Raw genomic sequence first — 25,352 nt, 5'->3', positions numbered from 1 at the left:
GACGCGCTGGACAGTGCCGAGGACAGCGATGGGGTAGGTGAATACCTCGCCCTGGCGGCACCGTTTGTACAGCTCGGCGTACGACTCCGCGGTCGGCCCGTAGCAGAACCGGCCCCACGGGATCAGGCCGCCACCGTGGGGCCGGACCTTGAAACGCTTGACCAAGTCTCTGTTGAAGTCGTGCGCCATCAGTAGCTGAGCGATTGCCGGATCCACACGCTCCTCCCTTCCTGTCACCCCTCCTCGACGGAGAGAAGCCCGCGCTTTTGCTGCACGGCCGCCATGAGAGCTGGGTAACGGGGGGAGGTGCGGTGGGTTCAGGTGGCGGGCTCCAGCGTGATGTCCTGCCGCAGGTCCCGTCCGGGCCGGTCCTCCACCACCAGGAAGCGCGCGCTAGGGGCGTGCTCCGGACTGGACACGATCAGCGTGTAGCCGCCGGGGGCGAGGTCGGGGATCCGGTAGCTGCCGCCGGCCGCCCTGACCAGGGCCTGGCGCTTGCCACGGTCGGTCACCACGGTGATCCACGCCTCGCAGCCGTCGGGGTGGACCGGGCAGCGGAGGGTGCCGCTCACGGTCGCCGTTCCGGCGGACGTGGCCTCCGCGCTCTTCCGGCTCGCCGCCACGGTGGACTGAGGGGTCTCGGTCCGTGGTGCTGTGGCCTGCGGGGTCACGGCCTTCGGGGGCGCGGCGTCGCGGCGGGTGGTGGCGGCCCAGGCCCTGAGGGCCTGGTGCGTACGGCGGTCCTCGCGCGTGGCCGAGGGCGCCGGGGAGGCCGGGCGGTCGTCCGCCGAGGGGCCGGGAAGGGTGGTGGCGGTGAGGCCGCGGTGTTCCGCGAGGGTGGCGAGGACCTCGTCCAGAGCGGCCAGTTCGCGCAGCGCGGTGTGCAGACGGTCCGCCCGGGGGCCCGCGAGAGCCCGCAGGACGGACTCCAGTTCACGGATCATCGGGCTGACCCGGACCCAGGTGCCGCCCCGCTCGCCCGTCTCCACCTGCCGGTCGAGGGCGTGCAGGGAGGTGGCGAAGACTTCGGTGACGCGTTCCACGCGGTCGCGCAGCGGCGGGGCGAGGTCGATGTCGATGTCCGCGGCCACGGCCAGCGCGTGGGCGTGCCGGGTGGCCGTGCCGAGCAGCGCGAGCTTGTTCTCGCCGGAGCGGCCGCCGACTCCCAGCGGCATGCGTACCAGGGGCCGGACCACGTTCTGCACCTGGAGCAGTGCGGCGTCCACGCCGCGCGTGGCGCCCCGGAGCCGGACCGGGGCCTCGGGGTCCTTCCAGCGCTCCGCGACCTGGACGATCAGGTGCTCGAGCGCGGCGAGGTAGCCCCGCTGGGTCTCGCGCGCGACCTTCCGGGTCGACACCGGGAAGATGACCGCCGCACAGGCCGTGGCCACCACGATGCCCAGCGCGTTGTCCAGCAGGCGTTCCGTGAGCAGCCATTCCATGTCGCCGGAGGGGGCGGTCAGACCGTAGAGCTGGACGAGTGCGGCGACGAGGCCGGTGACCCAGTAGGCGTACTGGCGCTGCATGCCCCACGAGCCGAGGGTGAGCCCGACCACGATGACCAACAGGGTCCAGTGGATGTGGCCGGGGCCGATGAGGTGGAGCAGGACGAGCCCGATCACCGCGCCGGCGACCGTGCCCACCACGCGGTGCCCGAGCTTGCGCAGCCGCTCATGGGTGGTATTGGTACCGAACAGGGTGATCATCACGCCGATGAGGCCCCAGTAGAAGCGCCGGCCGTCCAGGGCGTCCGCGATCGGGCAGACGATGGCGGCGGCGATCCCGGCCTGCAGCGGCGCGCGCAGATAGGGGACGGCGCGCCGCCATCCCCGGTCCGCCTGGGCGGCCGACACCCGCTGCGCGGCGGGACCGGCCCCGCTCGGGCGGTTGCGCTCCAGCGCCACGGTGGGCTGGAACGGCACCTTGGCCCGTACGGCGGACGCGTCGCGGCCCAGGTCGAGCCAGCGGGCGAGGGCGTCGGCGAGCGCGTCCAGCAGGTCGGCGGTGCGCCGGGCCAGGGCGCGCACCTCGGCCTCCTCGGCACTCGCCCCCTGCGGCGCGGCGGCGGCCTGCTGCCGGATCAGCTCGGCGGCCGGCCGCAGCGCGTCGGCGCCGCCCAGATGCGTGTCGCGGGCGATGACCAGTCCGATGACCATTGCCTCGCGCAGCCGGACGGGAACGTTACGGGAGGTCATCTGCTGGACCGACTGGCCGATGCCCTGGAGGGCGAGTTCGGCGTCGAAGAGGTGCTGGTGGAGAAGTTCGGCTGCCTCCGGGTCCGCGGCGACCTCGGGCCGGGCGAGACATCCGTCGATGATGACCGTCGTGACGTTCAGCCTGCGCAGCGCGCGGCCCATCTTCTTGACCGCGGTGGCCTGGTCGGCGTCCGGGTCGAGGGCGGTCGCGGCGGCGTCCGCGACCCGGCGCGCCTCGACGAGGAAGGCCCGCTGGGTCCGCAGCAGGTCCTCGCGCGGCATGGGGTAGCACAGCAGCAGCCGGGCGGCGAGCACGGCCACCGAGGTCACGACGGCGACGGCGAACAGCTTGTCGCACTCGCCCAGCGGGATGTGCACGATCGCGCCGACCACGAAGGCGTTGAACATCATCATGCCGGTGAGCAGCCCGAGGGACCCGAAGCGGACCAGGAAGAACGCGAACGCCAGGACCACGACCAGTACGCACAGTTCGAGCACCCGGTGTGAGGAGAGCCAGGCCGCGGCCGGCAGGGCGGCGGAGTACGGGAACGCCATCCACAGGCTCGCCCGTGCCAGCCGCAGCGGAGTGTTCTCGGCGATGACGAACGAGCTCATCATCCCCATCATGCCGCCGACCATCATGCCCAGCATGGCCGGAATGTCCAGGGCGTGCGCCATCCAGTAGCCCACCGCGAGGGCGGTGGTCATGCACACCAGGGCACGCCAGCCCGCCTGCAGTTGGCCGAGTCCGGGGTCGGCCGCGAGCACCCAGTCCCACCAGCGTCTCGGCCCGCCGACGCGATGGGGTGCGTACCCGGTGGAGGTGTTCGGGGTGGCGGCGGTGGTGTCCTCGGCGGTGATGGTCAAGTGACCTCCGGTTCGCATGCGTTCACAAGGGTGCGGACGGCATCGCGGGCGACCGTCACGGTGTGTTCGGCGTCATCGGCGTTCTCCCGGAGCGCAGCGAGCAGCGCGGCGGCCATCCGCTGCCGCGCCCGCTCCAGCAGCTCCCGGCCCAGCGGCGTGATGTGCGCCTCGGTGGCCCGCCGGTCCTTGGCGCAGCGCTTCCGCTCGACCAGCCCGCGCTCCTCCAGCTCCCGCAGGCCGACACTGACCCGCGGCTGGGTGAGCCCTGTGTGGGCGGTGAGCTCGGTGACGCGGTGCGGCCCGCCCTCCAGGACGTCCAGGGCGGTGGCGGAGCTGCGCGGCAGCCCGAAGTCACCCACCTGGAAAAGGGTCCGGGACAGCCTGCCGATACCGCCGAGCAGACCTCTGGCGGCCTGCTCGATGCGCCGCTCGTCGGGCATGGACGACGATGGATGCATCGCCCAATTATATAACTGGCATATGGAAGCCCGGAGACGCGGGTCCCCTCACGGGGCCGAGACGGTGATCAGCACCGGCTCGGCCGTCCCCGTGGCGCGCGGCGCGTCGGCGAAGACCTCCGCCGTCCACGCGGCGACGTCCGGCGACCACTCCCGAGCCCCGCACCGGAAAGCCAGTGCCTGCCGCATCCCCCGCCCTGCACCTCCCCGGCCAGGGGCAGTGCCAGCCCGGTGAGCGCGCCAGGGGCGTCGGCCGGTTTCGATGGTCCCCTGTCCTGTCGAGGAACGCGTTCAGCCGGTGTTCGGGTCCTGGCCGGCCAGCCGCAGCTGCACGATCTGGGTCTGGTTCCGGTCTATCTTCTGTCCGAGCTCCTCGAGGCGGCTCTCCAGCCGGTCCACCTTCTGATCGAGGTTCCCGACCTGGAGACGCACCGCGGTCAGGTCGCTCTTGATGATCCCGAACTCGCGGTCGGTCTTCTGGTCGACCTCTTCGAAATGCCGCGTCAGAGCGGCGAGTTCGCTGTGAACGGTGGGGTCCCCGGGCACGCGGGGCGCTCCTGCCAGGCCAGGGATACGAGCAGACATCAGGCCGTCGACGATATCGCGCTCACCGGGCGCCGGTCCCGGCCCCGGATGTGATCGGTGCGGGCGCCAGTGATCCCTGGTGGAGTGTCGAAGACGGGGCAGGCAGGGAGTCAGGCCCGTACGAGCGGGCCGGCCGCTGAGCAACGGACTCGGCTGGCTCCCGCCCGCCCCGCCGCGGAATCGACGTGGAGCCCAGCCGACCAAGAGGTCCTCGGATGACGCCAGCCGGGAGACCGGGCAATGGGCCGCTACACAGCAGCGCGGCCGTAGGCACTGAGCGGCCAGCGCGACCCCGTTGCCGGATCCCGGCACCATACGTACTGGCGCTCGAGTTCCACGGTCATGCCGAAGTCATACAGGGTCGGCTGTCCCTCGGTCAGCCACCAGTCCCAGGCAGGTTCCAGTTCGTCGGCCAGGGCTGGAAGTAGCCGTACGAGCGCCCGGTCAGTTCGGCAAGCTCCCGGTTGGAGACGCCCGCGTCATAACGGCGCTTCAGTCTGTGGCCAGCCGGGCGTTCGCGTTTCCACTGGCCTGCTCCCTCGCTCTCTCTCCCTGCGTATCAAGCCACGGGAAGGCACCTCATGAGGGGCGGCCCGGCCTCGACCGCAGCGTGGGTAGCCGACCCGGATCCGGTGCGACGCCGACGTCCCCGGCACTGTCCCGACCGTGAGTACGTGACGTTCCTCCGCGGCCAGGACGGCTTCAATCACCACTACCTCAACGCCAAACTGCGCTATCACCGAGCGTTCCGCGAGCGACGGCCGGACCTGGCCGCATGGTTCGGTGAGCCGCTGGTCGAGCGGGTGGGCCGGCTGCCCGGGGAGTCCTACCACCGCCCGTCGTTCGCCGCCTCGCACAAGGCCCGGCCCTACCTGACCTACCTGGGCCTGCGCGGATATGCGACATTCGACAACCGGTGGATATTCGCGGTCGGTCAGTTGCGCGTCCATGACCAAGCCGCGCTCGCCGGGATCGATCTGGGCACCACGACGCTGGTCGAGGAGGCGGCCGCACTCGGCTACAGCCGCCCGGCGGCGAACCAGGCGATGCACTGGTCGGTGGCCCGGATCGTGCTCCGCAATGGCCTGGCCGACGTCGCCGACATCACCGGCGAGCAGATGGCCGAGGTACTGGAAGCGATCCGGTTGTTCCCCGAGGACCCCGAGTTCGCGTCCTTCTACCCCTCGGCCCGGCAATTCTACGAAGGCCCGGCGAAGTGCTGGATCACCCACCTGCACCAACTGAAGGTGGTGCTCTTCCACCGCGGCCAGGCCGCCGCACAGCCCCGCAAGCTGATGCCGTCATGGAGGCCGCCGCTGGCGCTGCCGCCGCGGATGCTGGCCGTCGCGGAGAAGTGGCTGGCGGCCCGCAGGCTGACCGATGCCCCCTCAACGGCGGACAAGCTGGAGCTCGCGATCCGCGTGTTCGGCCAGTGGCTCGCCGAGCACCACCCGACATCACCACCTTCGCCGACGTCACGCGCGACCACTGCCTCGGCTGGATTGGCCATATCGCCGAGGCACCGACCGAGAGGACAGGCACACCGCTGGGTGTCATGTCGCGGATCCAGCGGATCTCCGGGCTGTCGCAGTTCTTCCGGGACACCGCGCTCTGGCAGTACACCGATGTCCCCGGATGCACCCTCATCGGCGCCGGTGACGCGCCCAAGTACCCCCAGAAGGTGCCGCGGTTCATCCCCGACCAGGAACTCGACCGGCTGATGCCCGCCATCGACGCGATCGCCTGCCCGTTCCAGCGCGCGGCCCTGCTGGTGGCCCGCTGGTCCGGAGCCCGCCGCACCGAGATCCAGCGCCTGCCGCTGGACTGCCTGGACCGCTACCCCGACGGCACCGCGCGGCTTCGCCTGTCCGGCCGCAAGACCTACAAGGAACGCGTCGTCCCCCTCCACGAGGACGCCGCCGAGGCTCTGCAGAAGGTCATCGACCTGCGCAGGAACGCGCCGGAGCGGCCGTTCACCGACGAGCGGACCGGTGAGGAGATCCGCTACCTGTTCATGAGCCACGGCAAGCTGCTGTCGACCTACTACCTGTTCGAGACCCCGATCCAGGACGCCTGCAAGGCCGTGGGCCTGGTCCGGCCCGGCGGACGCGGCGGCACCGGTCGCGGCACCGTCTCGGCCCACCGGTTCCGCCATACCATCGGCACCCAACTCGCCGAACGCGGCGCGAAGCTCCACACCATCATGAAGATCCTCGGGCACACCTCCGTGAACATGGCGCTCGTCTACGCGCAGATCAGCGACCAGGAAGTACTGCGGGACTACCAGGCCGTGCTCGGCCCCGGCGCCACCCTCGCCGGTCCAGCCGCCGACGAACTGCGCAGCGGCACCCTGCCGGATGCCTCGGTCGACTGACTCAAGACCAACTTCTTCAAGAACGAACTCGAACTCGGCCGCTGCCTTGTCGTCCAGGTGCAGCGACAGCACTTCGCCCGGCCGCAGCCCGCCGTCCAGCATCAGCAGGAACACCGCCAGATCCCGCAGCCGCTTCAGACTGCCGATGAACTGCTCCAGCACCGCCTCGTCCACCGGACGCGGCAGTCGCCGCGGCTGCTTGACCGTCACCGTGCGGCGCATCGGCTGCTGACGGCTCGCGCGGCCCATGAACGGCTGATGCCGGTCCGGCACCCGGGCAAGTGCCGGGTCAAGGCGCTTTTGCATCGGGGAGTCGCCGTCGTACTCCTCGGCGACCACCGCCCAGTCGTAGAAGCTGGCCACGGCCGCCAAGATCCGGTTCACCGTCGCCGGAGCGAGCAGACTGCCCGGCGCTTCCGGGCCGCCGACCACCACCGTCAGGCCCAGTCGCTGGGCTGGCCGCCGCGACGGTGCCCGCCGCAGGAACGCCAGCAGCCGCAAGGCATCCGGGCCCCGGAACTCACGCCAGTCCATGCCCTCAGCAGCGAGGAAGGTGAACAGGCGCCGCAGGTCGTACGCGTACGCACAGATCGTGTGCGGCGAGAAACCCCGATCGACCAGATGATCCAGGAACCGGCAGGCCGCTGCGACCAACTCACCGTCGCCGTCGACCAACCGCACTCGCCGAACGACACCGCCATCGCGTTCCTTGACCACCCGCACACCGGCCTCCCCGAGCCTGCACTCGGATGGCCCAACGAACCCTGCATCTCGATCGCCACGGCGCCGGTTTGGACGTCACTCGAAGGTGTCCAGATAAGGAGATGCTCGGCCGGTATTCCTTCCAGCTTCCCGAACTGTTCGGCGATCTGCGTCCGCTGCGCGACCCGGCCGCCGCCGACGAGGATTGACCGGGTCCTGGACGGACGTGATCACCGAAGCCCTGCAACGGCTCGCGACCCGGCCGAACCCTGGCTGACCAGCAGCTTTCCGTCCCTACGAGCAGCACCATCCCCGACCGGAGCCGTGGAACCCAGCGCTCACCCAACGCGACAGCCGGGCCGCAGACCTGCCCTTGACCAGCCCGCACGACCGAAACGGCCCGCCAGAGAATCCGACGGACCGTCACGAAAGGCCGAGGCTAACAAGGGTGGTAATCGCACTTCCGGGGTTGAGATCACCTGGATGAACCGCCGGATGCGAGGCCCGCATGTCAGGTGGTGTGGTAGGCGGGTCGGGCAACCCGCCCCGCCTACCCGATTGTCCGCGAGGGTCGGCAGAGACAGTCTCCGCAGCGTCAGTCCGCTAGGGTTGTGTCTACACGAACTTGATCGACGTCGATCTTCTTGAGTTCGTGGCTCTCGCCACCGATCTTTACGATCTTGAAGTAGTAGAGGCCCTTCGGCAGTCCTGTCCAGGTTGCAGTACTTGTTGACAGCTCGAAGCATTTGGTGAAGTGCTTCAGGGGCCCCACTTTGTCACCAAAACCAGCGGTGTAAAGCTGAATGTCCACGCTCTTGTCAAAGTTGCTGGCCGGCTCTGTAGGGCGGCAGCCCTTAAACGTGACTTCCGTGTAGGACTTGTCCGCCCACACTCGCGATGCGAACCCCGGCCGCCCGCCTTCGATGTGGCTACTCCAGTTGGCGTATGCCGAAGTTGAGGACACTAACAGCAAGCTCACTGCGCCGACGGACCCGAGAGTGAGGTACGTTCGCTTCTTCATGATCCCCCTATTCTGCCGCCGCGATCACGGCGGAGAGTCGCCTGATGATGCGCATGCCTTCTTCCTCTCCTGACCAGGAGGGGCAGCAGGATCAGGCAACGCATCACCAGAATGGCGAGGGAGTACAGCAGCGTCGTTAGCAAACAGTCGCCAGTTTTTAGCAGCCAGTCCACTCACGGCCCCGGAGGCGCCCCGTCTGGTGCCGGTAGTCGCTGGGAGAAGCGCCGTAAGCACGCCGGAAGGCGCGGGTGAAGTCGGCGGTGCGTGGGAAGCCCCAGCGGGCGGCGATGGCGTGGATGGGGGTGGCGCACAGAACTGGGTCTGCGAGGTCGCGGCGGGCGTGGTCCAGGCGCTGGTGGCGTATCCAGGCTGCGATCGTCTCCTCTTCGTGTTGGAAGAGGCGGTGCAGGTAGCTGGTGGAGATGTGGTGTGCGGCGGCGATGGTGCGCGGGGTCAGGTGCGGGTCGTGCAGGTGCTGTTGGACGAAGGCACGGATGCGGATGACGAGCGCCTGCCTACGGGTTTCCGGTGGGAGCGAGTTGCCCGAGTCCAGGGCATGGGCGATCAGTGCGGACAACAAGTCGACCACGACGGTCCCGAGCCGGGGCCCATCGGTCGGCTGATATGAATCCGTGCCTTTTGCTAACTGGGTGAGCAGTTGTGCCAGCAGGGAGCCAAACCCGTCGCGCGCTGACAGCCGCAGCCGGGCCGCCTGGTCTACATGGTTCCGGGGCAGGGGCAGCAGTGCTTTGGGTACTTCCAGCCCAACTCCCGTGTGCAGGCTGGCGTCGTCACCCCCGTGGATGTCGACGGGCCGTGAGGTGTCGACGACGCACAGGCTGTCCGGACCGTGCACGGCCTCTTCCTCGCCCCGGACGGCGCGCAGCGCACCGCTCAGAGGCAGAGAGATGTGCAGCCCATCAGGATCGGATTGCCGGATCAGTTTCGGCGTCCGCCGAAAGCACACTGGCTGGAAGGTTGTCGGCCACACCGATACGGCACCGAGGTCCAGTACGCGCTGGGAAGCTCGAAAATCCGCCCAGTGGTCACTGCGCAGCTCCAGCGGAGCATGCGTCTGGCCAACCAGTTCGCGCCAGCAGTCGAACCGGTCCGCCGTGGGCAAGTCCTCGCTGCGGAATACCCTTTCGATCAGCATTCTTCTCCCCGTGAGTCCTTGATCAACATGCTTCGCGTCGCTGGCAATGTGCACGAGCACACCTGGTGCAGACGCGTACATGTTGACTTCCCTGGCGGGGTGGGGACCACACGGGGGGCGGTGGCCTGCGCCGCGGATGGCCGGATCGCGGGCTCGCACGCCCGGCGGTCGGATGGCGCCTCCGGCTGGGGAAACCGGCCCTCCGGCTCGAAGACGTCAGACGGCCATCCGCGGCCGCCCTGCCGCTTCGTTCTTGGGCGGCTCCATGTCGAGGTGACAGGTACTGAAGCGGCGGGTCTTGCTGTGATGTACGGGGTGACGGTGGCCGGGTCGACCTCCCAGCCATCGTCGGCCGGTACAGCTTCCAGCTCCCCGACCTGCCTGGTGGGATGCGGCCACTGCGCGACAAGCACGCTGCCGACGACGAGTGAGCGCCTGCGGTTGGCCCGGGGAAGGTCACACCGGGCCTTCCTCCGGATCGGCTCGTTGACCAGCACAGACGGCACCCGTGACCAGTCCGCAGCAGAGGTGGCCAGCATTCACGACTACGAGGTGGCTTCCGCGACGACGACGTACAGCGTTACTGCGGCGAAGAAAGGCCCCGTGGCGAGATGGTCGAGCCACCTCTGTGACGCCAGGGTGGGCAGGTAGCCCGCGGCCACGGCGCGCTCGGTGTTGCGCTGAAGGCCGAGGATCTGGTCTGCGGCCTGAACGTCACGGAATACCGAGGTGATCGGGACGACGGTCGGCACCGCGAGTCCCGCGTCCAGTGCAAGCCGGGCCAGTTGACGGCCGATGACTCCGTTGCGCACGACCTTGTCCGTCACGTGTCGGGTGTAAGCACGCGCGACTTCGATGTCGGGGTAGTCGATGGTCAGCGAATCCCAGTCGGGTTCGCCCATGACGAGTCTGCCGCCTGGGCGCAGTACACGCCGGGCCTCTGTAAGTGCCCGGGCCGGGTCCACCGCGTGCTGAAGCACGCGATCGGTCCGGGCACGGTCGATGCTGCCGTCCTCGATCGGGAGCGTGTGAATGTCGCCCAGCTGTACCTCGACCGCGGGCAGATCTTCTGTACGCCTGCGTGCTTGGGTGACCATCTCCTGGCTGGAGTCGATGCCGATCACCCTGCCGGACGGGCTGACCGCCTTGGCGAGGGTGCTGAGATCTGTGCCCGGTCCGCAGCCCAGATCGAGTGCGGTCTCGCCTGGCTGCGCATCCAGTGCGTCGAGCATGACGCTCTTGTAGGAACGCGCTGTGTCCGTCGCGGCCAGTCGGTCGAGGAAGCTGATCTCGTCAGGAACGGCGCTCTCGAATACGCGCCCGGACAGGCGGGCCATGGAATGCGCCTCTCGCTCAAGCAACTCCCGCCCCGCCGACGTGAGGTAGACCGGGCGTTGACGACCCTTGCCTTCCAAGGGCTTCACCAGTTGCTTCGCCTCCAGACGGGCCAGGGCTCCGTAGAGGCTTCCGGGCCCGAGGCGATGACCGCAGACCTGTTCGATGGCCGCGTTGATGGCGTACCCGTGCAGCGGCCCGTCGGTCAGTGCGCACAGGACAAGCATCTGGGCGTCGTTGGTGCGCATGGCTTCTCCAGTTGTGGACGGTCTCCGGGATGCGTTCCCCTGATGCTACACAGCGCGTAGTACGCGCCGCGTAGTATCTCGTGTGACAAGTCGGCCCTGCAGCGCGCCAAGAACTCTCGTTCCTGCCCTGGAGACCATGCGAAAGGCCTCACCATGCGCACCACCGATCTCTTCTACGCCCTGTACGCCCGTCGGCTGCGTCGGCAGACCGCAGCGGGGCCGCTGCCAGAGCACATCGGCCTGATCATGGATGGAAACCGCAGGTGGGCCCGGCAGATGGGCATGGCCAACCCGAGCATCGGTCATCGCTATGGTGCCGAGCACGTCGAGAACGTGCTGTCCTGGTGCGAGGCGGCCGGCATCAAGCATGTGACGGTCTTCGTCTGCTCCACGGAGAACCTGCAGCGCCGCGGCGACACCGAGGTGTCCTTTCTCATGCAGGTGATCGAGCAGGTGGTGGCAGTTCACCTCGCTCGCCCTGACGCCCGCTGGCAGGTGCGCATCGCAGGAACCCTCGATGCCCTGCCTGACTCCACAGCCCACGCTCTCAAGGAAGCGGTCGAGGCGACCCGCGGCTGCACCACCGGATCACAAGTGACCCTCGCCATCGGCTACGGCGGAAGGCAGGAAGTCATCGATGCCGTGTGCGAACTGCTCCACGAACAGGCGGCAGTCGGAACCACCCTCGAAGACCTCGCAGTACGCCTGACGATGGACGACATCACCCGTCACCTCTACACAGCGGGACAACCTGACCCAGATCTCGTCATCCGCACCAGCGGAGAACAGCGCTTGTCGAACTTCCTCCTGTGGCAGAGCGCCTACTCGGAGCTGTACTTCTGCGAGGCCTACTGGCTCGCCTTCCGAGAGATCGACTTTCTGCGTGCCCTGCGCAGTTACGCGGCCCGGCAACGACGCTATGGCGCATGAGATAGGCGCGCAGCCTCGCCCGGGCCCGATCGGGAGCTGACGTTCACCTGCTGCTGTCGCCCGGTGCAAGCAGGCTCGTGAGCTCAGCAATCGCCTCCGGGGACGGCTTGAAGCGCTCGTATTCCGCGAGCACGAAGACCGTCATCTGCTGTTCGGAGAACTCGCTGCGCAAGACCGTCAGCGACTCCGCCAGCTCGACGCGCCTCGTGGGGTCGATGTCGATGGCCGGCGCCACGTCTTCCAGGATCCAGGTGTCGTCCCCGACCAGCTGCTCGCGGGTTCGCTTCAGGTCCTTGATATGCTGGGCCCCCGTGTTCCGGCAGATCTTCTTCATCGCGAGAACTGACCCACTGACAGGCCCCTTCTCCAAGTAGTTGCTCAGGTTGAACAGGGCCTTCACGAAGACTTCGTCCTCATGTGCGGCAGTCACCCGCGCCCGGGTGTAGTTGCGGAGCGCTTCCTCGTTACTGATCTCGGCTCGTTAGGGTGATGTGGGGGTGTTCAGGGGCAGGCCGGTCCCGGTTATGAACCCATCGAGGGTGTCGGGTCGGTACTGCAGGCGTTTGAGCCGGTTGCGCACGAGCTTCTCCAGGCGGTCGAGAGCGACGACGGCGAGGTTGGCCAGGCTGCGTTTGACGTGTGCCCACACGCCCTCGACCGGGTTCAGATCGGGCGAGTACGCAGGAAGCAGGAACACCGTCAGCCACTCACGTTCAGCAACCAGCTCCTGCATCGTCTTGGAGACGTGGGTGTTGAGCCGGTCCCATACCAGCGCGACGGGTGCCTTCACCAGCTGGTGGACGCCGTCCGGAAGGGCGATGTAGTCGCGCTCGCTCATGCTGCGTCGCGTGCCCTTGCCCGCGGGGTGAGTGAGCAGGCGGTGGCACAGCCGGGTGCGGGAGCCCGGGCGCCAGGCGATCAGCCCGGCCACCGACAGGCGCCCCGAGCGTCGTCCGCTGACGGTGACGACCGGGGTGTGGCCTCGCCGGCCCCAGGTGCGTCCTTTGGGCGGCCTGCGGGTGAAGCCCGCCTCGTCCTCAAAGCAGATGTAGCCCCCGCAGGCCGCCCGGGCCCTTTTACCTCCCCCCAGGTCGCCTCCTTCCAGCCGGTCACGGCCTGCTCGTCGCGCTCGGCCACCCTGCGTGCGGGCATCCGCGGAGTGAAACCGAGCCGGCGCATCAGCCTCGTCGCGCCCGAGACGCTGTAGGAGACGTGGAACTTCCTGCCGATCAGCGTGGCCACCCGTGCAGCCGTCCACACCTGGTCCTCCGTCCAGCTGTGCGCGGCCGGCCCCTGCTCGAGATACCCGGCGAGCTTTTCCAGACAGCGCGGCGACAGGCGACACCGGCCCCCGCTCGGCCCTCGCGAAAGCAGCGCGTCGGCACCACCTTGCCGCCACAACCGCTGCCACTGGTAGGCCGACTTCACACTCACACGCAGCTGCCGGGCCACCTCGGGCGGTTTGATCTGCTGAGCGAACAGCTCCGCCGCCTGTATCCGCACCGCTTCCCGGCGCCGCCGTGCTGCAGGCGTCAGCCCGCCCCCATCCGCATATCTCACGCACCACGGACTACCGACAACACCACACCCACATCAGGATGTTCCGCAAACATCACCCTAACGAGCCGAGATCAGTAAGCATCACCTCACTCCACTGCTCCAGGGACTTCGGCGGCAGATCGGGCGATCCCTGGCCCAGCGTGCGCCGCTGCCGGGGGATCCGGCGCCTGAAGTGTTTCGTCACTGCGGTGATCCTTCACATCCGAGGGGTTTGTGCCCGGCATCCCCAGCGCGGTGTGCGCTCTCACTGCTCCGGTGCCTGGCATTGCCTTCACCTGAGGACCCTTCGCTACGCCGCGGCCCAGTACCCGCTGCCCACGCCCAGCCTGTCCGCCGAGGCGATCCGGGCCCGGGCCCCCGGCAGCGTGAACAGGAGTCTGCCGCTGGCCCGGGGGATTCTTCCCAAGGCCCGCTTCGAGCAGCTGTACGTGGGCGAGGACCGCCCGTTCACAGAGATCGAGCGCAAGACGGGCGTCTCACGCAAGACCCTGGCCGTGCTCGCCGACGAGTACGGCATCCCCCGACGCTGCGCCACACAGCGCAAGAAGCTGGACAAAAAGTGGCTGCGCGAGCAGTACGTCGTCCAAGGCCGCACACAGACCGACATCGGGCGCGAGACCAGCATGAGCGGAGCGGCCGTGGCAGCCCGCGCCCGCGACCACGGGCTCCCAGTGGGCAACAACAGGCAACCCCGGGGCGCGCGGTACGACTTCGCGTCAGCACCCGCAGTGATCCAGCCCAGCCTGAACAACACCTACGCCATCCGCCGACTGCGCATCTTCCTCCAGGTTGTCGGCTACCCCACTCTCCTTGAGGCGTGCCGCACCCAGCAGCTGCAGCGCTTGGAGACCGACCTCGGCGGCCCCCTGCTGATCCGCGCCGACCGCGGCCGACCGCTCGAGCTCACCCCTCTCGGCCAGGAGGTTGTGCGGGCCGTCGAGGACTGGGCGCACACCCTCGTGGACCAGCCGCGGGAGACCTGGCAGCAGTCGGCCCCCGGCCTTCACCCGCCGCGCGAACAAAGCGAAAGGCGCGGGCACGGCGCACGGACGATGCCCCGAACGTGGACTGTTTCCCCACCCTCCTGCAGCCCGCGGTGCGCACCTACGCCGGGCAGCGCCGGCTGCACCGGTTCCTCCAGGCCGCTGCCTACCCCACCTTGGCGGCGTTCTGCCGCGATGCCGGCATCAGCCCCTCCGCCCTGACCCCGCAGCTCCAGCACCTGGAACAAGACCTCCAGGGGCAATTGTTGATACGCGGTCAGTGCGGACACCGGATGCGGCTCACCTACTTCGGCCACAAGGTGCTTCGCGCCGCCCAGCCGTACACTGGTCAACTCGCCGCCGCCGAAGTCGGCTAGGAGAAGGCGCGTTGCCGGAAGGCGTTGCGGTAGGCGGCTGCCAGTCGCGCATCATGCGCCGCTCGGTCCTCGACAGTCTCTGGCAACCCGCCTCGGTCCGGTCAGCGCGTGCCGCGGCCCAGACGGCGTACTGCTCGCGCACGTACCCGCGAGGATCGGGAATCGCCGCCGCCCCGTCCGCCATTGCACCGCCCGCCGCGTGATCCTGATCGTGACGCAGGCGCGCCGCCGCGAGATTCTCGGCGCACTGTGTGCCCCGGGGATGGTTCACCATCGGCGCTGCCGCCGACGAAGGCAGTTACAGGGATGCCTGGCTGGGCGGCAGCTCCAGGGTGAGGCTGGCCGGGATGGCGGCGAAGGCTTCTTCGACGCGGCGGGCTAGCGTCTTGGTGCCGCCGTGTCCGCGGGCTTTGTATCCGTCGGGGCTACGGCCGGCGACCCAGTTGCGGGCGCCGCAGCGCCAGGCGCCGAGGGCCAGCTCGCCGAGCAGGCGCAGGCGTACGTCCTGGCGGCTGTCGGTGCCGAGGCGCTCTTCGAGGATGTCGATGAGTTCCTGCTGGACCTTCATCGAGGACACGAGGCTGTGGTCGTGCAGGGCAGGGGTGCCGGCGGCGAGGCGGCGGGTGCGCAGGAAGCGGTGGTCCCAGTCGTCGGACATGGAAAGGATCGCCGCGGTCAGTGAGGTGCGCAGGGCGTCGAGGGCGGGACCGGAGTCCGTGTGTGCTTCGAAGTGAGCGGTGTAGGCGTCCCAGAGTTCGCCTTCGGCGGCCATGGCCACCTCTTCTTTGGTGGCGTAGTAGCGGAAGAAGGTGCTGCGGCCGATCTCTGCGTGTGCGGTGAGCTCTTCCAGAGTGACGCGGTCGAAGCCGCGCTCGCTGAAGAGGGTCAGCGCGGCGTCGGCGAGAGCGCGGCGGGTGCGCTGCTTCTTGCGCTCGCGCAGCGGCAGGTCGCTGTCGCCTGCTGGGGCTCGGGGGTTGATGGCCACGGGGTAAGCCTACTGAAGCAGGACGCGGACCTGAATGGCACTGGAGACTATTCGACACTCGTGCCATTGTTGGACTCAGTCCCACTTTTCTTCCAGGGTGGTGCGTCGCCCTGTCCCGTCTTTTCGATATGTGGGGAGAGATGCCGTGATCCGCCGCAGTGAGACTCCGCCCGACGTCGCCCGAGCCGACGCGCGCACGGTGGTGATCACCGTCCGGTATACGGGAGATGGCGCCCGTCAGCAGGCGGTGGCCGATGAGGCCGTGGCCGGGCGGGAGGCGGGGTCGTGGCCGGCAGGGTTGTTGAGCTGGTCGCTGTTCGCCAGTACCGACGGGCAGGTGTTGATGGCCTATGAGCAGTGGGCCGATGACGCGGCCCTCGATGCGGCACTGGCAGCCACGCCGCCGTACGTGTCCGGAATCGCGGGCACCGAGCCGTCCGCGCCGGCCCGCTACCGCGTGCACCGCTCCTTTGTGAGCAGGGTCGAGCGGGGGCCGGTTGGGTGTGTGGGCACCCCGGTGTTCGACGTGGACGGGCCTGAAGGGCAACGGCACTTCGTCGACGAGGTGTTCTCGATGACCAAGGAGGTGCCTCCGATGCCGGGCTCGCTCTCCGCGCACTTCCACCTCAGCGCGGACGGCACGCGGGTGTTCAACTATGCGGAGTGGAGCACCGAGCGGGCTCACATCGACGCTGTCGAGGCCGCGGACCCGACGAATGTGCGCGGCCGGATCACCGGCGAGATCCCGGGCGTACGCCCGTGCGGATACCGCCGCTGGCACCTGCACACAGCCCTGTCCGAGGCGGCGGGCGCCGATGTCCTCTGACGTCGCCCGCGTGCTGGACGGCCCGATGCCCAGGTCGGGGCGGGCGCCGCTGACGGTGTTGCTGCTGGCCTCCACGCTGGGCGTGATGGGTGGTGCCACGATCGTCCCGGTCATCGAGGTGATCCGGCAGGCCCTCGCGGTGGGCGGCACCGCGGCCGGCCTGATGCTGACCGCGCACAGCCTGGCCATTGCCGTCGTCAGCCCGCTGGCAGGCCGGGCCACCGACCGCTACGGCGCCCGTCTTCCCCTCGCGGCCGGGCTGGTGGTGTACGCGCTGGGTGGTGGTGCGGGCCTGGTCATCAGCTCTTATCCGCTGCTGCTGGCGTCCCGCTTGGTACTGGGCGCGGGCGCGGCGGCCGTGTTCACCTGCTCCACCGCGGCCCTGCTGGGCCTGTACCGGGGCGAGATGCGCGACAAGGTGATGGGCTGGCGCACCACGGCCACCACCGCCGGAGGCTTCATCTATCCACTCGCGCCCGGCGCCCTGGGCAACCTGTCCTGGCACGCCCCGTTCGCCATCTACCTGATCGGTGTGCCGCTCGGCGCGGCCACCTGGATCGCCCTGCCCAAGGGGGCGCCCACCAGCGACCGCACTCCCACCAGCGACCGCACTCCCACCGGTGCTGGCGGCAGGGGCGGAGCGTTGCGGCTGCTGCGCGGGCGTCCGCTCCTGCTGGGCCTGTGCGGGCTGTGGGTGGCGACCACCGGGCTGATGATGGTCCTGGCCGTCTCCCTGCCCCGCCGTCTGGACGAACTCGGCATCGACGACACGCTCCTCGTGGCGCTGTACGGCACGGTGCTCGCCTCCGCGGCGGCCGGCCTGGTCGGCCTTTGCTACTCGCGGCTCACCGCCCGGTTCGGACATGTGATGCTGCTGCGGGTCGCCGCCGCAGCGTGGACGGCGGCACTGCTGTTGTTCGCCGTGGCCGGGCACTGGTCGCCGCTGCTGGCGGTCCCGGTGCTGACCGGCGTGGGCAGCGGCGTCACCATGCCCACCCTGACCGTTCTGGTGGATCGGGCCGCACCGGCCGGACAGCGCGGCACGGCCACTTCGCTGCAGGCGACCGCGCTGTTCGGTGGGCAGTTCGCCTCACCGCTGCTGTTCGGCCCGCTGATCGATGCCACCTCGATCGCCACGGGCGCGCTGGTCGCCGCGGCTGGATGCGCGGGCATCCTCGCCGCGCTGCTGCGGCTGCGTGAACCTGAATCACCGGATGAGGAAGAAACGGAGTGGGGTGTGCAGAAAACGCAGGATGCGCCGCTGGGTGATCCGACGTGAGGCGTCGGCGGGTAACCGCTGCGCCGGATGTCGGGCTCACTGGTTGGCTGCAGTACGTGGCAGGGGCGGAAGGGTGAAGGCGAGCGCCGCGACCGAGGTGCAGACGACGGCGAGCGCGGTGAACACCACTCGGTAAGAGGCCGGCGCGCCGGTGGCGGTGGCGACGAGCGTGACCAGGGCGGCCAGGCCGATGGTGCCGCCGATCTGCCGGGTGGCGTTCATGAGGCCGGAGGCGGCGCCAGCGTCCCGGGGCTGGATGCCTGAGGTGACCGTGGTGGTGATGGGGGTGATCAGCAGGCCCATTCCGGCCGACATGACGACCGCCGGCCCGAGCAGCCCGTCCACATAGCCGCTGCCCTCAGCGAACCGGCTTTGCCACACAAACCCGGCGGCGGACAGCAGCGCGCTCGCGATGATCAGGCCGCGCGGTCCCGTGCGGCGCATCGCGGCCGGGGCGAGGCGGGCGGCGGCGATGCCGACCAGCGTGTGGGGAAGAAAGCCGAGCCCGGTGGCGAGCGCCCCGTAGTGCAGGGCGTCCTGCATGTACAGGCTCAGGAAGTACCACATGGGGATGAAGCAGGCTCCGGCCAGCAGCATCACCGTATTACCCGCCCAGACCGGCCGCAGCCGCACCAAGCACGGCGGCACCAGCGGCGCACTGGCGAACCGGGCTTCCACCAGGACGAACGCGGCCAGCGCGAGCACGCCGAGCGCCAGTCCGGCGAGCGTTTCGGGCCCGGTCCAGCCGTGCTCATCGGCCCGGGAGACGCCGTAGACGAGGGTGCTCACGCCGAGCGTGGCCAGCACCGCCCCCGGGACATCGAGGCCGCCGCCTCCACCGCGCGGCCGGTCGGCGGGCAGCACCCGTACTGCGGCGACCACGGCCACCGCGCCGATGGGGACGTTGACCAGGAGGATCGACCGCCACGACAGCGACTCGGTGAGGACTCCGCCGATCAGGTTCCCGGCCGCCCCGCCCGCAGAGCTGACCGCGGTCCAGATCGCCAACGCCCGTATACGGGCCGGGCCTTCGGCATAGGTGGTGGTGAGCAGGGTGAGGGTTGCCGGGGCCAGTACCGCGGCGCCCAGCCCCTGCACGGCGCGCATACCGATCAGGATCCCAGGGGTGGTGGAGAGGCCGCCGACCAGGCTGGCCGCGCAGAACAGCACCAGCCCCCACAGAAAGACCCGGCGCCTGCCGTACAGGTCCGCCAGGCGCCCGCCCAGCAGCAGGAACCCTGCGAAGACCAGGGCGTAGCCGCCCACCACCCACTGCAGTCCGGAACCGGTGAAGCCGAGCGCGCGCTGGATCGAGGGCAGGGCGACGTTCACCACCGACACGTCGAGCACCACCATGAACTGCGCCGCGCACGCCAGCCACAGCACCGACGACCGAGCCCGGCTGTCCCTCACCGTCGCGACCGTGTCCGGGCCGCCGCTGCCGGAGTCGTGTGCCTCGCGGAATCCCATGTCCCTCCCACCTGTCGACCACCGATCCGTTTTCATCGTACAGCGGTACTATAAAAACGGGTTGCCGCGCGAGACGAAGGACTGATCAGTGCCGAAACGGGTCGACCACGCCCAGCGCCGGGCGCACATCACCGACGCCCTGGTCCGCGTCGCCGCCGCCCAGGGGCTGCATGCGGTGACGATGCGGGCGGTCGCCGGCGAAGCCGGGATGTCACTGAACCTGGTGCAGTACTACTTCGAGACCAAGGCCCAGCTGATGCACGCCGCCCTGGAACGGCTGGAACAGCAGAGCCACGAGCGATGGGCACACCGCCTCGACCGGCTGCCGCGTCCAGTGACGGCACGCGCGTTCATCGACACGTTCCTCGCCGAGGCATTGCCCACCGACACCGCCAGCCGCGGCTTCCACCTGGTGTGGACCTCGTACGCGGTGCTGGCCATGACCGACCCCGAACTCGCCGCCCAGCCCTTCGTCGCAGGCCCCGACCGCCTGGAGGCCCAGCTGGCCGAAGTCCTGGAGCAGGCGCAACGCGACGGCGCCATGGACACAGAACGGGACGCCCCTCGCGAGGCCGCCCACCTGCTCTCCCTCAGTCATGGCCTGGGCACCAGCGTCCTGGTCGGCCAGCGCACCGCACCGGCGGCCCTGGACATCCTGCACGACCACCTGGACCGGCTCTTCACCGACCCATCACGCGACCGCCTCGGCCGTAAGGCCGCTACGAAGCGGTCGCGCTCGTGAGGCGGCCGGCCAGGGTGTCGGCGAACTCCTCCGCCCGCGCCAGCTGCGTGCGCAGGTTGACGACCCGCTGCTGCGCGGCCTGCTCGAAGTGCCGTACACGGTCCAGGAGCCGCGCCCGCTCCTCGGCGGGCAGCTCGTCGCCGGAATCGAGACGGTCGGTGGCGGCGAGCAGGTCGCGCATCTCGTCCAGGGTGAAGCCGAGCGGCTTCATCCGGCGGATGACCATCAGGCGCGCCACATCCGCCTCGGTGTAGAGGCGGAAGCCGCCCTGGGAGCGAGCGGAGGAGATGACCAGGCCGGTCTCCTCGTAGTGCCGGATGGTACGCAGCGACAGCTCGGTCCGCGCGGCGACCTCGCCGATCTGCATGTGCTCGCCGCTCACGCGCCTGCCTTTCACCTCGCCCATCCTGCTGGCGCAGGAACCGCTTCGATCTCTACCGTAACGTTAGGGTAGAGTTCCCGGAGTGCGGACGGCTGTGCCGTCGCACTCCATGGTGCGGGATCCTCTCCCGTGCCGCCCTGTCGGGGCCGACGACGCCCCGGCGAAGACCGATGCCTGCAGGAGAGAGCGAGCGGATGCCCATGCTGCCCCGCGCCGCCGCCTGCCCGCCATGACCCTTCGCCCCTGAGCAGCCGCCTCCCCGCAGCGCGCTGCCTCCCTTTCGACCTCGGCCCGCCTGCGCGCGGGCTTCGCGATGGACCGGCCCGGTCCTCGCACTCCTCCCGCACGCCCCACCGCTGACCGGGCGTGCCCGACCACGACAGGTACCGCCCTCTTGTCTGCTCCTGCGCTCTCCCCGGCCGCACGACTGCGCGGCCTCAAGCCCGGCTGGATCCACGACCCCAAGGTATGGCGCACCGAGGTCCTCGCCGGCCTCGTCGTCGCGCTCGCCCTGATCCCCGAGGCGATCTCCTTCTCGATCATCGCCGGGGTCGACCCGCAGATCGGCCTCTTCGCCGCCTGCACCATGGCAGTGACGATCTCGATCGTCGGTGGCCGCCGCGCCATGATCTCCGCCGCGACCGGCGCCGTCGCCCTGGTCATCGCTCCCCTCAACCGCGAGCACGGCCTGGGCTACCTCGTCGCCTGCGTCATCCTCGCCGGCGTCTTCCAGGTCACCCTCGGCGCGCTCGGCATCGCCAAACTCATGCGGTTCGTGCCGCGCAGCGTGATGGTCGGCTTCGTCAACGCGCTCGCCATCCTCATCTTCATGGCGCAGGTGCCGGAGATGACCGATGTGCCGTGGCCCGTCTACCCGCTCATCGCGGCCGGCCTGGTCCTGATGGTGCTCTTCCCGAAGGTCACCAAGGCGGTCCCGGCCCCGCTGGTCTCCATCATCATCCTGACCGTGGTCACCATCGCCGCCGGCATCGCCGTGCCCACCGTCGGCGACAAGGGCGAACTGCCCTCCGCCCTGCCGGTGCCCGGCCTGCCCGACGTGCCCTTCACCCTCGACACCCTGACCACCATCGCCCCCTACGCACTTGCGATGGCGCTGGTCGGCCTGATGGAGTCGCTGATGACGGCCAAGCTGGTCGACGACATCACCGACACCCGCTCCAACAAGACCCGCGAGTCCATCGGCCAGGGTATCGCCAACATCGTCACCGGCTTCTTCGGCGGCATGGGCGGCTGCGCCATGATCGGCCAGACAATGATCAACGTGAAGGTCTCCGGCGCCCGCACCCGCCTGTCCACCTTCCTGGCCGGCTCGTTCCTGATGGTGCTGTGCATTGTCTTCGGGCCAGTCGTCTCCGACATCCCGATGGCCGCGCTCGTCGCGGTGATGGTGATGGTGTCGTTCGCGACGTTCGACTGGCACTCCATCGCGCCGAAGACGCTCAAGCGGATGCCCGCAGGTGAGATCACCGTCATGGTCATCACGGTCGCGGTCGTGGTCGCCACCTCGAACCTCGCCATCGGCGTCGTCGTCGGCTCGATCACCGCTATGGTGATCTTCGCCAAGCGTGTCGCACACCTGGCCAACGTCACTTCGGTCACCGACCCCGACGGCAGCCAGGTCGTGTACGCCGTCACCGGCGAACTCTTCTTCGCCTCTTCCAACGACCTGGTCACCCAGTTCAACTACGCCACCGACCCGGACAAGGTCGTCATCGACCTGTCCGGCACCCACATCTGGGACGCCTCCTCCGTCGCCGCCCTGGACGCGATCGAGACCAAGTACGCCCAGCGCCGCAAGCAGGTCGAGATCATCGGCCTGAACCAGCCCAGCGCCCACCTCCACGAAAAGCTCAGCGGCGAACTCACCGCAGGGCACTGACCGGCATCACCGCAGCCGACGGCCGCAGGAAGGCACACCCCTGCGGTCCGTCCGTCATAACGCGGGCCCTGCTGGTGCTGGACACTGCACGGTGCCTCCGATCGCGATCCTCAAGGCGCCGCCGACATGGCCGACGCGTGGAACAAGCTCCCGGCAGCATTCCGTACAGGGCTGGTGCAGACACGAACCGAAGGACTGTGCGACGCCCTCACCGGCCAGCCGCGTGCACTACTCACCGAGGCTCTCAGCGCCTGATCGTTTTCCGGGCAACCCGGCACAACCGTCACCTTCTGGAGGCGACGGCGACTACCTTTCCGATTCATGCGAGCCTTCAACTTCAAGCAGGGAAAGGCCCCTTGGGAGTCCGGAACCCTGCTCCACTGGTATCTCCAGGTGGACTGGGATGACCCGCGCCACGATGTCCTCGCCCAACTGGTCACGGACTCGAACCGGGCCCTTCTAGCCGATGGCTTCCCCATCACCCCGGTCGAACACCGCTGGCTGCACATCACCGTCGACCAGATCAGCAAGCCCGCTCACCTGATCGGCCAAGCCGAGCGGGACAAACTCGTCGCCGAGGTCAGCCACCGGGTTGTCACCATCGCCCCGTTCACCATCATGATCGGGTCCATTCTTAGCTATTCCAGCGGAACGATCGCCGACACTCATCCCGATCACCAACTCGCTGCCCTGCACGCCGCGGCCAGGGACGCCACCCGTGCCACGCTCGGCGATGCCGCCTGCCAGTACGAGTTCGGAGTTCAACATCTGACAACGGCCTATGCGTACGCCGAGGCAGACTCCGACGCCGCGCAACGCCTCCTCCGGCGAGTGCGACCGAGCCACGCTCCGCTGCACATCAAAGCGGTGCACCTTGTCGACGTCACCGCGGACCCGCAGGCCAAGACGATCACGTGGGAAGACGTGACGCGGGTCTCTCTCGGCGCAGCACTCTGACTCCGGGCCGGTTCGGAACCATCCGGACGGTGGGTCGAGCAGCTCAAAGGACAAGATCATGAGACAGATCTGCGGTGTCCCTCGAATGAGACAGCGGACGAGGCCCAGGTCCGCACACCGGAACAGGACATTCCGAATGCGGGCCTACACGTCGCCAGCACTGCCCAGCACCGGTAGGCGGAGTGGGTCGGGCTCACGGAGGCGACCCAGCTGTCGTGATCAAGCTCATCGAGGAGACCGACGGCCACCGCCGCGTTCGCAGGACCTGGACGGCCCAGGGCGAGACTGAGGAATCGGCTACCTGAGGGGTTCGCCGCGGCGTGATGGGAAAGCCCGGATCGATGCCTCCGCTCGGGCGGCGATTCTCATCACCCGACCTCACGCCGGGCGAGCTCCTTGAGCTCCATGCGCGCGGCCGGTGTGCCCTATGGTCCACACCAGTACGGGTGTCCGGCAATCTGTCTCGACAGCTCCTGGGCCGGAGGCGACGCGGCGGCTGCTGGTGGCAGACGCCCGGCCCGAGCACGCCGATGCCCGCGGTCTGAGCCGCGATGGCGAGCCCTCATCCCGGTCCAGCGCAACGAGGTCCGCTGAGGGGCGGCGGATACGGGCGATGTCGTTGCCATGGCCAGGGGCGCGGAGGTCGATTACCTCGCTGTCGAACACGCGGAAATCTATGTTGGCCGGAGTAGACATTGGGCGATGGCGTGGTTATGGTTTCTCTCGTAGCCGAGATCAGCAGGGCCTGGCAGAGACGAACTGCCGGCAGCAGTACACGCAGTTGCAGTGCGCAGGACGGTGCGGTGGTGGAGTTCCGAAGCCACGGTTGTTGCAGGACGGCGACGGGACTGATGGCCGGACCGGGTGGCCCGCAGTGATCAGGGGCCGCCGTGAGCAGGACCGCAGTAAACGCAGTGGCAGTACCCGTAAGTGCAGTTCGCAGTACCCAGCAGTGAAGTCAGTGAGCAGCACCTCGGTGAAGGCGTCGGCTGCGGACGCGCGCACCGGGAAGTTCGGCAGTGGGGTTCTAAGCCAGAGCAGACGCAGGACAGGCGACAGGGCTGGCTGCCGAAGAGTGGCGCTGTCGCAGGCCACTGAGCAGTACGCAGTACCCGTTGGCAAGTGTTGATCAAGAGGGAAGAACGGAGGAGCCCCGCGCCATCAGGATCGCCCGGGCGGAATGGCTGAGTCCGGGTACCGCAGGACATCGATAGTGAGGTGGTCTCCGGTCAAGCAACCGCGATCCCCGCACCCCCGACAGCATCTCGGTCGGGTCTGCGGAAACAGAAGGCCGGCGCAGTACCAGGACCGGCAGATGGTGTAGCAGTTCCTTCGGGGCTCTGGTGCCAGATGGCACCAGAGCCCCTCCATGCGTTCCACAGAGAGGTGCAATGACAGCAGACGAATCGTTCGACCGTCTCGATGACGACGACTACCCCGCCTACACCATGGGCCGGGCCGCCGAGATGCTCGGCACCAGCCAGGGCTTCCTCCGCGCCATCGGCGAAGCCCGCCTGATCACCCCGCTCCGCTCCGAGGGCGGACATCGCCGCTACTCCCGTTACCAGCTGCGCATCGCCGCCCGCGCCCGGGAACTCGTCGACCAGGGCACCCCGATCGAGGCCGCCTGCCGCATCGTCATCCTCGAAGACCAGCTCGAAGAAGCCCAGCGCATCAATGCCGAATACCGCCGCGCCGCCGAATCAGCGAACCCGACGACCGAGGCCCGAGACGGCTGAGACCCGCAACTCCCAGGGGCTTCGCGGCTGCCGCCCGCGCATGCTGGCCGGGAACGGGCGTGCCTCCTTGTTGGACGACTCGCTGTATGAGTACGAAGGCGGAGGTTGGCGACTCTCCCGATGGTCATGACCCCTGATCTTGCTGGGCAGTCTGCTTCCGCTTCATGTACGACGACACCGTGTGCATGAACGCGTTCCTCGACAGAACAGGGCGCACCCGCAGGCGGAGCCGGACCGGGTGCCGCGAAACACTGAGGGCATTGCGGCCGCGCTCGAGGGCG

General features: G+C 69.0%; 25 protein-coding genes and 1 pseudogene. 12 read left to right on the top strand and 14 right to left on the bottom strand.

The features are described 5' to 3' along the window. Window positions 1-317: 317 nt before the first annotated feature. The 5 genes from ACMTAK_RS01640 to ACMTAK_RS01620 all read right to left on the bottom strand — a co-directional run bounded on the left by ACMTAK_RS01640 (window position 318) and on the right by ACMTAK_RS01620 (window position 4,601). Window positions 318-3,062, bottom strand: a complete 2,745-nt coding sequence (locus ACMTAK_RS01640; protein ID WP_413804468.1) for an FUSC family protein — start codon at window positions 3,060-3,062, stop codon at window positions 318-320. Beyond that, window positions 3,059-3,520 carry a MarR family winged helix-turn-helix transcriptional regulator gene (locus ACMTAK_RS01635; RefSeq protein WP_413804467.1) on the bottom strand — a complete coding sequence of 154 codons (462 nt, stop codon included), beginning with the start codon at window positions 3,518-3,520 and terminating at the stop codon, window positions 3,059-3,061. The genes ACMTAK_RS01640 and ACMTAK_RS01635 overlap by 4 nt, the downstream gene beginning before the upstream one ends. A gap of 48 nt (window positions 3,521-3,568) precedes the next feature. Next, window positions 3,569-3,709 (bottom strand): hypothetical protein, encoded by a 141-nt coding sequence (locus tag ACMTAK_RS01630; RefSeq protein ID WP_413804466.1) that lies wholly within the window; start codon window positions 3,707-3,709, stop codon window positions 3,569-3,571. Between the two features lie 102 nt (window positions 3,710-3,811). Beyond that, window positions 3,812-4,066: a hypothetical protein gene (locus ACMTAK_RS01625; protein ID WP_413804465.1), complete on the bottom strand. Its 255-nt coding sequence runs from the start codon at window positions 4,064-4,066 to the stop codon at window positions 3,812-3,814. Between the two features lie 415 nt (window positions 4,067-4,481). Next, complete coding sequence (locus ACMTAK_RS01620) at window positions 4,482-4,601, bottom strand: helix-turn-helix domain-containing protein (RefSeq protein ID WP_413812767.1); 120 nt, start codon at window positions 4,599-4,601, stop codon at window positions 4,482-4,484. A 178-nt stretch (window positions 4,602-4,779) separates the two neighbouring features. Here ACMTAK_RS01620 and ACMTAK_RS01615 point away from each other — a divergent pair, with 178 nt between their 5' ends. Then, window positions 4,780-5,826 carry a hypothetical protein gene (locus tag ACMTAK_RS01615; protein ID WP_413804464.1) on the top strand — a complete coding sequence of 349 codons (1,047 nt, stop codon included), beginning with the start codon at window positions 4,780-4,782 and terminating at the stop codon, window positions 5,824-5,826. Continuing rightward, window positions 5,787-6,479 carry a tyrosine-type recombinase/integrase gene (locus ACMTAK_RS01610; protein WP_413804463.1) on the top strand — a complete coding sequence of 231 codons (693 nt, stop codon included), beginning with the start codon at window positions 5,787-5,789 and terminating at the stop codon, window positions 6,477-6,479. The genes ACMTAK_RS01615 and ACMTAK_RS01610 overlap by 40 nt, the downstream gene beginning before the upstream one ends. A 486-nt stretch (window positions 6,480-6,965) precedes the next feature. On the opposite strand, the pseudogene ACMTAK_RS01605 reads toward ACMTAK_RS01610, so the two are convergent. Beyond that, window positions 6,966-7,160, bottom strand: a pseudogene (locus tag ACMTAK_RS01605) (site-specific integrase); the annotation flags it as partial. Between the two features lie 68 nt (window positions 7,161-7,228). Here ACMTAK_RS01605 and ACMTAK_RS01600 point away from each other — a divergent pair. Next, window positions 7,229-7,390, top strand: a complete 162-nt coding sequence (locus tag ACMTAK_RS01600; protein WP_413813262.1) for a hypothetical protein — start codon at window positions 7,229-7,231, stop codon at window positions 7,388-7,390. A 386-nt stretch (window positions 7,391-7,776) separates the two neighbouring features. Here the strand turns inward: ACMTAK_RS01600 and ACMTAK_RS01595 are convergent, their stop codons facing one another. The 3 genes from ACMTAK_RS01595 to ACMTAK_RS01585 all read right to left on the bottom strand — a co-directional run bounded on the left by ACMTAK_RS01595 (window position 7,777) and on the right by ACMTAK_RS01585 (window position 10,941). Next, the gene (locus ACMTAK_RS01595) at window positions 7,777-8,202 is read right to left on the bottom strand and encodes a hypothetical protein (RefSeq protein ID WP_146055612.1); all 426 of its coding nucleotides are present in this window, start codon (window positions 8,200-8,202) and stop codon (window positions 7,777-7,779) included. 157 nt (window positions 8,203-8,359) lie between these two features. Then, window positions 8,360-9,358, bottom strand: coding sequence for an AraC-like ligand-binding domain-containing protein (locus ACMTAK_RS01590; RefSeq protein WP_413804462.1), 999 nt, complete (start codon window positions 9,356-9,358; stop codon window positions 8,360-8,362). Between the two features lie 545 nt (window positions 9,359-9,903). Further along, on the bottom strand, window positions 9,904-10,941 hold the full coding sequence (locus ACMTAK_RS01585; protein WP_413804461.1) for a methyltransferase domain-containing protein: 1,038 nt from the start codon (window positions 10,939-10,941) through the stop codon (window positions 9,904-9,906). A 153-nt stretch (window positions 10,942-11,094) separates the two neighbouring features. On the opposite strand from ACMTAK_RS01585, the gene uppS reads away from it, so the two are divergent. Continuing rightward, window positions 11,095-11,871 carry a polyprenyl diphosphate synthase gene (uppS, locus tag ACMTAK_RS01580; RefSeq protein ID WP_413804460.1) on the top strand — a complete coding sequence of 259 codons (777 nt, stop codon included), beginning with the start codon at window positions 11,095-11,097 and terminating at the stop codon, window positions 11,869-11,871. A 43-nt stretch (window positions 11,872-11,914) separates the two neighbouring features. On the opposite strand, the gene ACMTAK_RS01575 is transcribed toward uppS, so the two are convergent. Together ACMTAK_RS01575 and ACMTAK_RS52620 are read right to left on the bottom strand one after the other, a co-directional pair. Beyond that, entirely contained in the window at window positions 11,915-12,301 is a 387-nt protein-coding gene (locus ACMTAK_RS01575) for a sigma-70 RNA polymerase sigma factor region 4 domain-containing protein (protein WP_413804459.1), read from the bottom strand. A 51-nt stretch (window positions 12,302-12,352) separates the two neighbouring features. After that, a protein-coding gene (locus ACMTAK_RS52620) for an IS630 family transposase (RefSeq protein WP_461773803.1) occupies window positions 12,353-13,431 on the bottom strand; the annotation gives its coding sequence in 2 pieces (ribosomal slippage) (window positions 12,353-12,930 and window positions 12,930-13,431; 1,080 coding nt in all). A gap of 365 nt (window positions 13,432-13,796) precedes the next feature. Between ACMTAK_RS52620 and ACMTAK_RS01560 the strand changes: the two genes are divergently transcribed. After that, window positions 13,797-14,636, top strand: coding sequence for a helix-turn-helix domain-containing protein (locus ACMTAK_RS01560; protein ID WP_413813261.1), 840 nt, complete (start codon window positions 13,797-13,799; stop codon window positions 14,634-14,636). Further along, the gene (locus tag ACMTAK_RS01555) at window positions 14,528-14,791 is read left to right on the top strand and encodes a LysR family transcriptional regulator (protein ID WP_413812765.1); all 264 of its coding nucleotides are present in this window, start codon (window positions 14,528-14,530) and stop codon (window positions 14,789-14,791) included. Before ACMTAK_RS01560 ends, ACMTAK_RS01555 begins: the two co-directional genes overlap by 109 nt. A gap of 298 nt (window positions 14,792-15,089) precedes the next feature. Here ACMTAK_RS01555 and ACMTAK_RS01550 read toward each other — a convergent pair whose 3' ends face one another. Next, window positions 15,090-15,776 carry a TetR family transcriptional regulator gene (locus ACMTAK_RS01550; protein ID WP_413804458.1) on the bottom strand — a complete coding sequence of 229 codons (687 nt, stop codon included), beginning with the start codon at window positions 15,774-15,776 and terminating at the stop codon, window positions 15,090-15,092. Window positions 15,777-15,921: 145 nt separating this feature from the next. On the opposite strand from ACMTAK_RS01550, the gene ACMTAK_RS01545 reads away from it, so the two are divergent. Both ACMTAK_RS01545 and ACMTAK_RS01540 read left to right on the top strand, forming a co-directional pair. After that, a complete protein-coding gene (locus ACMTAK_RS01545) occupies window positions 15,922-16,602 on the top strand; it encodes a hypothetical protein (RefSeq protein WP_413804457.1) in 681 nt (226 codons plus the stop codon). Next, window positions 16,592-17,881 (top strand): MFS transporter, encoded by a 1,290-nt coding sequence (locus ACMTAK_RS01540; protein WP_413804456.1) that lies wholly within the window; start codon window positions 16,592-16,594, stop codon window positions 17,879-17,881. Before ACMTAK_RS01545 ends, ACMTAK_RS01540 begins: the two co-directional genes overlap by 11 nt. A 36-nt stretch (window positions 17,882-17,917) precedes the next feature. On the opposite strand, the gene ACMTAK_RS01535 is transcribed toward ACMTAK_RS01540, so the two are convergent. Continuing rightward, window positions 17,918-19,351, bottom strand: a complete 1,434-nt coding sequence (locus tag ACMTAK_RS01535; protein ID WP_413804455.1) for an MFS transporter — start codon at window positions 19,349-19,351, stop codon at window positions 17,918-17,920. Window positions 19,352-19,439: 88 nt separating this feature from the next. On the opposite strand from ACMTAK_RS01535, the gene ACMTAK_RS01530 reads away from it, so the two are divergent. After that, window positions 19,440-20,093: a TetR/AcrR family transcriptional regulator gene (locus ACMTAK_RS01530; RefSeq protein WP_413804454.1), complete on the top strand. Its 654-nt coding sequence runs from the start codon at window positions 19,440-19,442 to the stop codon at window positions 20,091-20,093. Here the strand turns inward: ACMTAK_RS01530 and ACMTAK_RS01525 are convergent. Further along, window positions 20,071-20,475 carry a MerR family transcriptional regulator gene (locus ACMTAK_RS01525; protein WP_413804453.1) on the bottom strand — a complete coding sequence of 135 codons (405 nt, stop codon included), beginning with the start codon at window positions 20,473-20,475 and terminating at the stop codon, window positions 20,071-20,073. The two genes, ACMTAK_RS01530 and ACMTAK_RS01525, sit on opposite strands and share 23 nt — an antisense overlap. Before the next feature lie 394 nt (window positions 20,476-20,869). On the opposite strand from ACMTAK_RS01525, the gene ACMTAK_RS01520 reads away from it, so the two are divergent. The 3 genes from ACMTAK_RS01520 to ACMTAK_RS01510 all read left to right on the top strand — a co-directional run bounded on the left by ACMTAK_RS01520 (window position 20,870) and on the right by ACMTAK_RS01510 (window position 25,071). Further along, entirely contained in the window at window positions 20,870-22,375 is a 1,506-nt protein-coding gene (locus ACMTAK_RS01520) for a SulP family inorganic anion transporter (RefSeq protein WP_413804452.1), read from the top strand. A 321-nt stretch (window positions 22,376-22,696) separates the two neighbouring features. Further along, window positions 22,697-23,332, top strand: a complete 636-nt coding sequence (locus tag ACMTAK_RS01515) for a hypothetical protein (protein ID WP_413804451.1) — start codon at window positions 22,697-22,699, stop codon at window positions 23,330-23,332. 1,391 nt (window positions 23,333-24,723) lie between these two features. After that, entirely contained in the window at window positions 24,724-25,071 is a 348-nt protein-coding gene (locus ACMTAK_RS01510) for a MerR family transcriptional regulator (RefSeq protein ID WP_413804450.1), read from the top strand. Window positions 25,072-25,352 lie beyond the last annotated feature (281 nt).

The organism is Streptomyces lacaronensis (assembly GCF_047337785.1).
Taxonomy (GTDB): domain Bacteria; phylum Actinomycetota; class Actinomycetes; order Streptomycetales; family Streptomycetaceae; genus Streptomyces; species Streptomyces lycopersici.
Note: the sequence above shows the minus strand (reverse complement) of the source record. Positions and strands in the feature narration are given on the sequence as shown.